At 66.5% G+C, this 11946-nt stretch carries 9 protein-coding genes; 5 read left to right on the top strand and 4 right to left on the bottom strand.

Features of this window, described 5'->3' with window-relative positions:
* Nucleotides 1-180 precede the first annotated feature (180 nt).
* Nucleotides 181-483: a hypothetical protein gene (locus AC5RWG_RS08895; RefSeq protein ID WP_494166791.1), complete on the top strand. Its 303-nt coding sequence runs from the start codon at nucleotides 181-183 to the stop codon at nucleotides 481-483.
* Nucleotides 484-586: 103 nt separating this feature from the next.
* On the opposite strand, the gene ligM is transcribed toward AC5RWG_RS08895, so the two are convergent.
* Together ligM and putP are read right to left on the bottom strand one after the other, a co-directional pair.
* A complete protein-coding gene (gene ligM / locus AC5RWG_RS08890; RefSeq protein ID WP_494000897.1) occupies nucleotides 587-1993 on the bottom strand; it encodes a vanillate/3-O-methylgallate O-demethylase in 1407 nt (468 codons plus the stop codon).
* Nucleotides 1994-2280: 287 nt separating this feature from the next.
* On the bottom strand, nucleotides 2281-3792 hold the full coding sequence (gene putP / locus AC5RWG_RS08885) for a sodium/proline symporter PutP (protein ID WP_494100939.1): 1512 nt from the start codon (nucleotides 3790-3792) through the stop codon (nucleotides 2281-2283).
* 233 nt (nucleotides 3793-4025) lie between these two features.
* On the opposite strand from putP, the gene AC5RWG_RS08880 reads away from it, so the two are divergent.
* Nucleotides 4026-5759 carry an ABC transporter ATP-binding protein gene (locus tag AC5RWG_RS08880; protein WP_494025176.1) on the top strand — a complete coding sequence of 578 codons (1734 nt, stop codon included), beginning with the start codon at nucleotides 4026-4028 and terminating at the stop codon, nucleotides 5757-5759.
* Nucleotides 5756-7795, top strand: coding sequence for an ABC transporter ATP-binding protein (locus AC5RWG_RS08875; protein WP_494166790.1), 2040 nt, complete (start codon nucleotides 5756-5758; stop codon nucleotides 7793-7795). Before AC5RWG_RS08880 ends, AC5RWG_RS08875 begins: the two co-directional genes overlap by 4 nt.
* Before the next feature lie 159 nt (nucleotides 7796-7954).
* On the opposite strand, the gene AC5RWG_RS08870 is transcribed toward AC5RWG_RS08875, so the two are convergent.
* On the bottom strand, nucleotides 7955-8743 hold the full coding sequence (locus AC5RWG_RS08870; RefSeq protein ID WP_494166789.1) for an IclR family transcriptional regulator: 789 nt from the start codon (nucleotides 8741-8743) through the stop codon (nucleotides 7955-7957).
* A gap of 57 nt (nucleotides 8744-8800) precedes the next feature.
* On the bottom strand, nucleotides 8801-9427 hold the full coding sequence (locus AC5RWG_RS08865) for a cob(I)yrinic acid a,c-diamide adenosyltransferase (protein WP_494024198.1): 627 nt from the start codon (nucleotides 9425-9427) through the stop codon (nucleotides 8801-8803).
* A gap of 97 nt (nucleotides 9428-9524) precedes the next feature.
* Here AC5RWG_RS08865 and AC5RWG_RS08860 point away from each other — a divergent pair, with 97 nt between their 5' ends.
* Nucleotides 9525-11288 (top strand): BCCT family transporter, encoded by a 1764-nt coding sequence (locus AC5RWG_RS08860; protein ID WP_494000891.1) that lies wholly within the window; start codon nucleotides 9525-9527, stop codon nucleotides 11286-11288.
* An 85-nt stretch (nucleotides 11289-11373) separates the two neighbouring features.
* Nucleotides 11374-11925: an acyl-CoA thioesterase gene (locus tag AC5RWG_RS08855; protein WP_494000890.1), complete on the top strand. Its 552-nt coding sequence runs from the start codon at nucleotides 11374-11376 to the stop codon at nucleotides 11923-11925.
* Nucleotides 11926-11946 lie beyond the last annotated feature (21 nt).

Raw genomic sequence — 11946 nt, 5'->3', positions numbered from 1 at the left:
CCGCTCCTAAGCGGCGCTCGCCGGCCGGAGTCAGAGCCGGATCGGGCCACCGGCGTGGCCCCGCCGAGGTTGGCTGATGGAACTCCTGGGGCGTGGTGCGCAGTTCCCGGCCCTGTTGCGCGCCGCCGCTCTGTGATTAGGTGAAGGCAGGGCGCACCAGCGCTTGAGGGAAGGAGATTCATGAGCGAGGAAATCAACAACCCGGACCGCTACGACCGTACGGAGCGGGAAGAGAACCAGGGCGGCGAAACCTCCCGGGACGAGGAATTGCTCCCGCCCGGTGAGTTGCCTGCGGATGCCAAGAAGGGCCTGGCCAACGTCTACGGCGATGCCGACCGGACGGCTATTGACGATCCAGTCAGCGCGCCCGGCCCCGAAGACGCCGCGGCGATCGAGCACATGGAGCAGCATTTCCGCGTCGGCGAGACCGAGTCGGGCGAGCGGTACATCGAAGAAACCGGCAGCCAGGAAAACGGCGCCTGACGAGCGTCCCGTCTGAGCGGCGCTAGGAAAACGGCAAAACGGCGGGGAAGGTGCCCTTGGCACCTTCCCCGCCGTCCGCCGTCGCGGCCGAACGCAGCCTGGCTCAGGCCTTCCGGCCGGAGCGCCAGCCGCCCGGGTAGTCCTGGCGGACCGCCTGGGAGTACGGCACCGGGCTGACGATGGCCCGCACGTTCAGCTGCCGGTGCGGCTCCACGGTGGTCTTGCGGGTACCGCCGTCGGGCTCGCCCCAGAGCACCGTGACCTCGGTGCCCTCCGGCACGTCGGCGTCCACCGTGGCCAGGGACAGCCCCCGGTTCTCGTTGGCGGAGTAGCCGGTGAACATGGACAGGCCGATCGTCTCGCCCGCGGCGTCGAGCACCGCGTCGTAATTGGACGAACCATAGTTGGCCAGCGGCAGGTCAAAGTACTTGTACGGCGTGCCCTCGGTGTCGAAGAGCGAGGCGAAGATCTTCGCCATGTCCTCGGCATTCCATTCGAGCGTGACCTTCTTGCGCTGGTCGGCCGGGTCGATCTTCTCCAACGCCTCGCGGCCAATGAAGTCGTGGTCGAACTTCACCATGTGGCCGTACCCAAGCTCCCATGGGTTGAGATAGTAGTCCTCGATCTTGTCCGAAACGAAGCTGCCGGCGACCGCGTTGACCGCCTCGTAACTGTCGGCGCCGAGCCATTCGCGGTAGGGGCGCAGCTCCTCGCCGGTGTAGATGGCGGGCAGCGGGGAGGGGATCCAGCCCGATTCCAGGGTGTTGGACGGGTAGGCGCGCGAACCGACGGCCAGCAGGCCGAACTCCTGGCCGGCCTCCAGGATGGTGTCGCGGACCTGGTCGTACGTCTCGTACGGTCCCCAAATCTCCAGCCCCGGTGCGCCGGCCATGCCGTGGCGCAGGGTCTGGACCTGCCGGCCGGCGACCTGCATCTGGTCCATGTTGAAGAACTTCAACTGTTCAACCTGGCCGCCGTTGACCTTTTCGATGATCTTCCAGGCGTTCGGGCCCTGGATCTGGAAGCGCCAGTACTTGCGCTTCACCGGCTGTCCCATGGGCCGCGACGGTGAGCGCCGGTCCACCTCAATGTCCACGTCGTAGCCGCCGGTCTCACCGTGATAGATCAGCCAGTTGGCGGCGGGGGAGCGGCCCACGTAGACGTACTGGTCCTCCGTTTCGTGGAACAGGATGCCGTCGCCGATGACGTGCCCGGCGGGCGTGGTGGGCACGTACTGCTTGGCCTTGTTCACGGGGAAATTGGCTACCGAGTTGATGGCGGTGTCCGAAATCAGCTTCAGGGCGTCCTTGCCCCTGATGAACAGGTTGTCCATGTGGTGCGACTGGTCGAACAGGACCGCGGACTCGCGCCAGGCGCGCTGCTCGCTGCGCCAGTTGGTGAATTCCGGGGCGACGACGGGGTAAATGTAGGCGCCGATCTGCGAGTTGCGCAGCATCTCGACGGTGTTGCCGGACTGGTCCAATACTTCCTGAAGATTCTTGGCGCTCATGGGTTCTTGTCCTCCTCGATGGCGGGCCGGAGTGTGACGCATTGCACATTTCCAAGATACTCCGACTCTATACCTATGGAGATAGTTATGTCGACGGTTGAGGGCGGAATTCTTGCTGAAGGCCCTACGGCTGCCGGCCGGCCGCTGGTTCTCGCCGGCGCTGGAAATCACGAGCCCGGGCGGCGGAGCGCCAGGCCTGCCGGGCAGCGCATGGTGTACAAAGCGAAAGGGTGCCCTTCCCGACGTCGGAAAGGGCACCCTTTGCAGTCCGTTGACCGGGAGGTGGGTCAGCGCTCTCCGGCAGCCACGAAGGGCTTCCCCGCGGTTGCGCGGCTGACGGCTTCGGCGAACTCCGTCTCGATGTCCGGCTGCGGCTTGTGCGTGAAGAGGCTGACGACGACGGCGACGGCAACGTTGAGGATGAAGCCCGGAACGATCTCGTACATGGTGGCCGAGAGCGCCGAGGTGCCCCAGATGAACACCGTGACCGCGCCGGCCAGCATGCCGGAGAGCGCGCCGGCGACGGTGAGCTTGCGCCAGAACAGCGACAGGATGATGGTCGGCCCGAACGATGCACCGAAGCCGGCCCAGGCGAAGGCCACGAGCCCCAGGATGGTGTCGTTGCGGCTCCAGGCCAGGAGGCCCGCCACGAGGGCGACGACCAGCACGCCCAGGCGGCCAAGCATCACCTGGGTCTTCGCCGGGGCGTCCTTGCGGGCGAAGATCTTGTACAGGTCCTCCACCAGGGCAGACGAGCACACGATCAACTGGGAGGAGATGGTGCTCATGATCGCCGCCAGCACCGCGGCCAGCACGAAGCCGGCGATGAACGGGTGGAACAGGATCTGCGCGAGGTCCAGGAACACCGATTCGGCGGACTTGGCGTCCGTGAGGGTGGCGCCCGGGTTCTGCTGGAAGTAGGCCACGCCCACCAGCGCGGTGGCAACGGCGCCGAATACCGTCATGAGCATCCAGCCGATGCCGATCCGGCGGGCGGCCTTGGCCTCGCCGGGCGTGCGCAAGGCCATGAAGCGGACGATGATGTGCGGCTGCCCGAAGTAGCCCAGTCCCCAGGCCGCGGCCGAAATGCCGGCGACTGCACCACCGGTGAACAGGCTGAGGTGGCTCGGATCCACCTCACGGATGGAGTCGATGGTGGCAGCCAGGCCGCCGGTGGCGAACACACCGACGATCGGAACCAGCAGCAGGGCCGCGAACATCAACAGCCCCTGGGCGACGTCGGTATAGCTGGCGCCGAGGAAGCCGCCGAACAACGTGTACAGGACGGTGACGCCGCCGACCACGAGCATGCCGACCCCATAGGTGGAGCCGAAGGAGGATTCGAAGAAGACGCCTCCGGCCACCATGCCGGAGGAGACGTAGAAGGTGAAAAAGACCAGGATGATCACGCCGGAGACTATCCGCAGCAGCCGCGAGCGGTCCTTGAGCCGGTTCTCCAAAAAGCTGGGGACGGTGATGGAGTTATTGGATACCTCCGTGTAGGAGCGCAGCCGCGGGGCCACGAACTTCCAATTGAGCCAGGCGCCAATCGTTAGGCCGATGGCAATCCAGGCTTCGAACAACCCGCCGACGTAGAGCGCCCCGGGGAGGCCCATCAGCAGCCAGCCCGACATGTCCGAGGCGCCGGCGCTCAGTGCCGCGACGCCGGGCTTGAGGCCGCGGCCGGCAAGCATGTAGTCGTCCAAATCGCTCGTGCGCCGGTAGGCCCACCATCCGATGGCCAGCATGCCTGCCATGTAAATCAGCATGGCGATGATTTGGAACATCTGGTCGTTCACGAGGTTTCCTCCGCCGTGTCTCGGTTTGGTGCGCCTCAGTCTTCCAGCGGGCTACAGGCGTGGCCAATCGCCGCCGCTTTGTGTCGCACGGGACGAAGAACCGCGGGGTAACCGGCGGTCCGCTGAAGGCCGGGGCAGAAGTTCATCTGCCGTGGGTTACAGCGGCTCTGGCCAAGGTGTAGCCTCTATCTGGCCTCAATCCACCCTTTCGCCGAAAGTTGCGTCACGTCCCGATGCTGCTCCGCCTCATCCGCCATTACGGCCGCCCCTACCTTCCCTACGTGTTCGCCGTGGTGGTGCTGCAGCTGATTGCGACCATCGCCGCGCTGTACCTCCCCAGCCTGAACGCCCAGATCATCGACGAGGGCGTGGCCCGGGGCGACACCGACTACATCTGGGGCACCGGCGGCCTCATGCTGGTGGTCAGCTTTATCCAGGTGGCGGCCGCGATCGCCGGGGTTTATTTCGGCTCGAAGGCAGCGATGGCCCTGGGCCGCGACCTCCGCCGCGGCATTTTCCACAAGGTCACCGGGTTCTCCGCCCGGGAGGTAGGACGATTCGGCGCGCCGAGCCTCATCACCCGCGGCACCAACGACGTCCAGCAGGTGCAGATGCTCGTGCTGATGGGACTGAACTTCATGGTGATGGCACCCATCATGTGCGTCGGCGGCATCATCATGGCACTGCGCGAGGACCTGCAACTGTCGTGGTTGGTGTGGGCATCGGTGCCGCTGCTGTTCGTCGTCGTCGGTTTGCTGGTCTGGAAGCTGATGCCGCTCTTCCGCATGATGCAGACGAAGATCGACAACATCAACGGGGTGCTCCGTGAGCAGATTACCGGCATCCGCGTGGTCCGGGCGTTTGTCCGCGAGCCCTACGAGGCCAAGCGCTTCGAGAAGGCCAACCGCGAACTGACCGATGTCTCGGTCTCGGTCGGCAACCTGTTCGTTTTGATGTTCCCCTCGATCGGCATGATCCTTCACCTGGCCACGGCGGCGGTGCTGTGGTTTGGCGGACTTCGCGTGGACGCGGGCGAGATGCAGGTCGGTGCCCTGACGGCGTTCCTGCAGTACCTGCTGCAGATCCTCATGGCGGTGATGATGGGCACCTTCATGGCGATGATGATTCCCCGGGCCTCGGTCTGTGCCGAACGCATCGGCGAGGTGCTCGACGTCGAGCCCTCCGTGCATGAACCCGCCGAGCCGCAGCAAGCCCGGGAACCGGCCGGCGTCGTCGAGTTCCGCGACGTCACCTACTCCTATCCCGGCGCCGAGGAACCCGTGCTGCGCAACGTCAGTTTCACGGCCCGGCCGGGGCAGACGACGGCGATCATCGGCAGCACCGGCGCGGGCAAGACCACCCTGATCAGCATGCTCCCGCGGCTGTTCGACGCCGACAGCGGTGAGGTGCTCATCGACGGCGTTCCGGTCACCCGGATGGAGCGCACCGACATCACGGACCGCGTGGCGCTGGTGCCGCAGCGGCCGTACCTGTTCTCCGGCACGGTGGCACACAACCTGCGGTTCGGCGATCCGGACGCCACGGATGAAGAACTCTGGGAGGCGCTGCGCGTGGCCCAGGGCGAGGACTTCGTCCGTGCCAAGGACAAGGGGCTTCATTCGGCGCTCTCGCAGGGCGGCACCAACGTGTCGGGCGGCCAGCGCCAGCGGCTGTGCATCGCCCGCGCCCTGGTGGCCAAGCCCAAGGTCTTCCTGTTCGACGACTCGTTCTCCGCGCTGGACGTGGCAACCGACGCCAGGCTGCGGGCCGCCCTCAAGGGGACCACCGGCGACGCGACAGTCATCATCGTCGCCCAGCGCGTCGCCACCATCATCGACGCGGACCAGATCCTGGTGATGGAGCACGGACAGATCGTGGCCCGCGGCACCCACGGGCAGCTGCTGGAGAGCTCGGAGACCTACCAGGAAATTGTTCAATCCCAGACTGCGGTGGAGGAAGCGGCATGACGCCGGACAAGGAAGCCCCGGCCGAGGTGGCCACCGGGCCGGACCCCGTGACGGCGCCAACGCCGGGAGCCGCCGCTGAAGCCGAGGCCGAGGTGCTGGACGAACAGTTCCAGCCGGGCGAGGCCGACCAGGACTTCATGACCGGGACGCCGGTCCGCAAGGCCCAGCACTTCTGGCCGTCCGCCAAGCGCCTGTTCGGGCTGCTGAAGCCGGAGAAGGCCGGGATCATCCTGGTGCTGGCCATGGTGCTGGTGGCAGTGGTGCTTAACGTGATTGCGCCCAAGGTGCTGGGCAACGCCATGGACGTCATCTTCAGCGGCGCGATCGGCGCGAACCTGCCCGCCGGCGCCAGCCAGGAAGAAGTCATCGCCGGGCTCCGCGCCCAGGGCCAGGACCAGTTCGCCGACATGCTCAGCGGCATGGAACTGGTTCCCGGGGTCGGCATCGACTTCCAACTGCTGGGCAACCTGATCCTGCTGGTGCTGGGGATGTACGTGGTCGCGTCGCTGTTCATGTGGCTGCAGGGTTGGCTGCTGAACCAAATCGTCATGCGGGTGGTCTTCGGGCTGCGCCGCGACGTGGAAGCCAAGCTGAACCGGCTGCCGTTGAACTACTTCGACACCCGCCAGCGCGGCGACATGCTCTCCCGGGTGACCAACGACGTCGACAACATCCAGCAGGCGCTGCAGCAGGCGTTCGCGCAGCTGATCATGTCCGCGCTGAGCCTGCTGGGCATCACCATCATGATGTTCATCGTCTCCTGGCAGCTGGCCCTGATCGCCTTGATCGCCCTGCCGCTTTCCGCCGTGGGCGCCGGCCTCATCGGCACCCGCAGCCAGAAGTTGTTCACCGCGCAATGGAAGAACACCGGAGCGCTCAACGGGCACATCGAGGAATCGTTCAGCGGCCATGATCTGGTCCGCGCCTTCGGTCGCGAGCAGCAGTCGGTGGAACAGTTCGACGAAAAGAACGAGGAACTCTACAAGGCCTCGTTTGGGGCGCAGTTCGTCTCCGGCATGATCATGCCGGTCATGCAGTTCATCTCCTACCTGAGCTACGTCGGAATCGCCGTGGTGGGCGGCCTGCGCGTGGCATCCGGTTCCATGACCCTGGGCGATGCCACCGCGTTCATCCAGTACTCGCGTGAATTCAACCAGCCGCTGGGCCAGATGGCGGGCATGGCCAACATGCTGCAGTCGGGCGTCGCCTCGGCCGAGCGCGTCTTCGAACTGCTCGACGCCGACGAGCAGGCCCCGGACACCGCCACCGAATCGCTGCCCGCCCAAACCGAAGGGCAGGTCCGGTTCCACAACGTCAGCTTCAGCTACAGCCCCGACAAGCCGCTGATCGAGGACCTCTCCTTCGCCGCGCGGCCGGGCGAGACGGTGGCGATCGTGGGGCCGACGGGCGCGGGCAAGACCACCCTGGTGAACCTGGTGATGCGCTTTTACGAACTGGATGCCGGCCGCATCACCCTCGACGGGGTGGACATCACCGCCCTCAGCCGGGCCGAGCTGCGGTCCAAGGTGGGCATGGTGCTGCAGGACGCCTGGTTGTTCGGCGGCTCCATCTACGAGAACATCCGCTACGGCAACCTGGACGCCACCGAGGAAGAAGTGATGGCGGCGGCCAAGGCCACCTACGTGGACCGCTTCGTGCGGGCGCTTCCGGACGGCTATGACACGGTGATCGACGAAGAGGGCAACAACGTCTCCGCCGGTGAGAAGCAGCTGATCACCATCGCGCGCGCGTTCCTGGCGAACCCGTCGCTGCTGATCCTGGATGAAGCCACCAGCTCGGTGGACACCCGCACGGAACTGCTCGTCCAGCACGCCATGGCCGCGCTGCGCACGGACCGCACCAGCTTTGTCATCGCGCACCGGCTCTCCACCATCCGGGACGCCGACGTGATCCTGGTGATGGAGGACGGCAAGATCGTGGAGCAGGGCAACCACACGGAGCTGCTGGCGGCCGAAGGCCCGTACTACCGGCTCTACATGTCGCAGTTCGCGGCGGCCGCGGATCCGGTGTCCTGATCCCCTGAACGGGAGGACGACGACGGCGGCGCCCGCTTCGGCGGTTCCCGCACCGCGCGCGGGCCCGCCCGCAGGCGCCGCCCACAGGTTCCGCGCGCAGGCACCGCCGCCGTCAAGCGCCGCCCGCAGGCTCCGCGCGCAGGCACCGCCGTCGGGCTCTTAGTGCGAGGCGCTTTCGGCGATCCGCTCCGCCGCGCGGCGCAGCAGGGGGAGGTGGCTGGCGATGGCCGTCTCCAACGTGTCGGGGGTGGCCAGCATATTGACGCCGACGGCGGCGAGCACCGTGCCGGCGCTGTCCCTCACGGGCACGGACAGCGTGCGGTGGCCCTGCTGCAGTTCGCTGTTGTTGACCGCGTAGCCCTGCCGCCGGACCTGCTCGATCTCCTGGCGGAAACGCCAGGTGCTGTCGATGGTCTGCTCGGTCAGCCTGCTGAGGCCGCCGTCAACGGCGGACCGGAGGCCGTCCTCGGACAGCCCGGCCACCAGCACCTTGCCCATCGACGAGGCGTGCGCCGGAATCCTGGCGCCGACGGTCAGCCCGGCGCGGATCATGCGCGGCACGCGGGTGGCCGCGATGCAGATGACGTCGCCGCCGGCCAGCACGCCCGCCGTGCACGGTTCGTTGAATTCCCCGGTCAGCCACTGGACCGCCCCGCGGGAGGCCCGGACGAGCGGAGAGCCCGCGACGTAGCCGTGGCCCAGCTCCAGAGCCTGATGGGCCAGCGAGAACAGATCATCCCGGCAGCGCACATAGCCAAGGCTGACCAGCGTCCGGAGCACCCGCGCGGTAGCCGCACGGTTCAGGCCGGCGCGGGCGGCAACCTCGGCCGCCCGCATCTGCGGATGACCGTCATCGAAGACGCTTAACACCGAGAGGCCGCGCGCCAGGGTGCGTGCGGACGGCTCTGTCAAGGCCCTGGTCACGGGCGCGTCGGAGGTGATGCTCATCACCGTCGAGGATACCCGGCAGGCCGCCGGATCGTGACGGCGGTTGCCTGCGCAGCGCTACTCGGTGGTGCCGGATTGGTCCTCGAGGACGCCGCGGACGGAGGACTCGGGAACCCACATCACGTCCCCGTGCTCGGCGTTGGCCACCCGGGCCATCACGAAGAGCAGCCCGGAGAGCCGGTTGAGGTAGCGGCCGGTCTCGGAATTCACCACGTCGCCGTACTCATCCAGGGCCGCCCAGACCGCGCGTTCGGCGCGGCGCACCGCCGTGCGGGCCTGGTACAGCAGCGCAGCGGAGAGGGTTCCGCCCGGCAGCAGCATGCCGCTGAGGTCCTTGGCTTCCTGCCTGAAGTGGTCGATGGCGCGTTCCAGCCGCTCCACATGCTCGGGGATGATGCGGGCGTCCGCCGCCTGATTGCCGCGATACGGCACCAGCAGGTCGGCCATCAGGTCGAACAAGTCGTTTTGGACGCTGACCAACATGGCGCTGACCTCCGGGGACACGCCCCCGCTCGCCATGGCCACGGCCACCGCGGCGTTGGCGGCATCCACTTCGGCATGCGCGACCACCCTCGGGTCGTTCTTGGACACCTCGCCGTGGCTGCCGAAGGCGGTGTACCCGGTGTCGCCATAGTGGTCCATCCGGGTCTGATCATCGCTTTGAAAGTCGCCATCTCCACTCATGCCTGCCATCATACTGACGGGACGTTTGACATCGAAGAGCCGCAGCAAGCCCGGAGCGCCGCACGCGTACAGCCGGTGACAACAGTGAGGATCAGTGATGAGCAGCGAATTTACCGGCCCCTTGCCGACTGTCTCCCGGGATACGGGTGATGACGGGCAGCGGGGCTGGAATACCGTCGACAAGACGGTTTTCTTCGTTTCAGGCAGCATTATTGTTGCCATCTGCCTGCTGGGTGTTTTCTTTACCCAGCAGGTGACCGAAGTAACCGGATCAATTCTCGGCTGGGTGACCAACTCCTTCGGTTGGTTGTTCATCCTCGGCGCCACCGGCTTCGTAATCTTTTCGCTGGTGCTGGCCTTCGGCCGGTATGGCAACATTCCGCTCGCGCAGGAGGGCGAAACCACCGAATTCTCCACGTTGTCGTGGATTGCCATGATGTTCAGCGCCGGCATGGGCATCGGCCTGATGTTCTTCGGCGTCTACGAACCGGTCACTCATCTTGCCTCGCCGCCGCCCTTCGTGGATGCCGCTCCGGGATCCCCCGAGGCCGCGAACAGCGCGATGGCCTACACGCTCTTCCACTGGGGTCTGCACCCATGGGCCATCTACTCGGTGGTTGGCCTGGCCCTGGCCTATTCGACGTACCGGATGGGCCGCGGCAACCTGATGAGTTCGCCCTTCCAGGCGATCTTCGGCAAGGAGCGGATTGAGGAAAAGGGCTGGGGCAAGCCGATCGACATCCTGGCGATCATCTGTACGAAATTCGGTTCAGCGACCTCGCTGGGCCTGGGGGCGCTGCAGATTGCGGCCGGATTGGCGCTGCTGCGGACCGGCCGGTTCGAGGAGAACCCCGGCGTCGTGGCTCCGATCCTGATCATCTGCGTGCTGACGGTGGGTGTGGTGATTTCGGCGGCCAGCGGCGTTGCCCGCGGCATCAAGTGGCTGAGCAACACGAACATGGTGCTGGCCGCGGTGCTGCTGGTGTTCGTCTTCGTGGTGGGTCCCACCGTCTTCATCCTGGATCTGGTCCCCGCCGCGATCGGCGACTACCTGGCCAACATCGTCCCCATGAGCTTCCACTCGGCCGTCTTCGGCGGCACCGAGTGGCTGGCCAACTGGACCATCTTCTACTGGGCGTGGTGGATCTCCTGGACCCCCTTCGTGGGCACGTTCATCGCCAAGATCTCCCGCGGGCGGACCATCAAGGAGTTCGTCCTGGGCGTGCTGCTGGTCCCCACCGCCGTGAGCGTGGTCTGGTTCTCGGTGTTCGGCGGTGCGGGCATCCACCTGCAGTTGGGCGGTGAAGATATTGCCGGGACCGGAGACGAGGCGGCCGGTTTCTTCGCAACCCTGCAGAACTATCCGTTCTTTTTCGGCGCGGCCATCGTGGTGATGGTGCTGACGGCGGTGTTTTTCGTCAGCGGCGCCGACGCCGGCGCCGTCGTGCTGGGAACGCTTTCCTCCCGCGGCCGAAAGGAGCCGTGGAAGCCGTTGGTCATCCTCTGGGGCGTTCTCACCGGTACCGTCGCGGCCGTGCTGCTGTTCGTCGGCGGGCTCGACGCGCTGCAGACGTTCACCATCCTGGCGTCAACGCCCTTCGTGCTGATCATGGTGGGGCTCTGCCTCTCGCTGTACGTGGACTTGCGCCGGGATCCGCTGCGGCAGCGGCGCATGGGCCCGGTGCGCGGAGCCGTCAGCGTCCCCAGCACCGTGCCGTTCGCGGTGCCGGTGACGTCCGAGACGCCGGTCGTCCAGCCTGGCCAAGCCGGGCGCATCAATGGATCCGGCGGCCCCGACCATCCCGCGGGCGGACTGCCGGAGGACCTCGGGGACGGCAAAAAACACGGACACCACGCGTAGCCGGGACTAGCGGGAAGGTGGCGGGACCGGCGCGGCTTAGCCGGTCCCGCCCGCCCGGCAAGTTACCTCCGGGTAACATGGCGGCATGCACCTGATCTTCCGCACCCTCCTGCTGCTGCTGACGGCCCGCCGCCGTCCTGCCTTGGACATATGGGATTCGTCCACGCTGTCCCTGCGCGTGCTGCCCACCGACATCGACATCGCCATGCACGTCAACAACGGGATGTATTTCTCGCTGATGGACCTCGGCCGCTTCGAGCTGATGGTGCGTGCGGGCGTGTGGGACACCTTCCGCCGCAAGGGCTGGTCGCCGGTGGTCGGCGCGGAGACCATTTCCTTCCGTAAATCGCTCACACTCGGCCAGCAATACAGCATCGAAACCCGGATCATCGGATTTGATGACCGCGCCATCTTCTTCGAGCAGCGCATGGTGGCCGACGGCGAAATCCATGCCCGCGCCTACATCGCCACCCGGCTGGTTTCGAAGCAGGGCCCGGTCTCCAATGAGGAGATCTTCGCCGCCGTGGGCCAGCGGCCGCCGGCGGATCTGGTTTTGCCCGAATGGCTGCATGAGTGGCGGGAGAACAACGCCCTGCCCAGCACCCGCCGGCCCGCCCCGCACCGCTGGGTGCGCTGACTCTGGTCGGCCGCAGCCCGT

The sequence above is a fragment of the Arthrobacter sp. Y3221160 genome, assembly GCF_059092585.1.
This window is presented reverse-complemented; position numbering and strand designations above follow the sequence as displayed.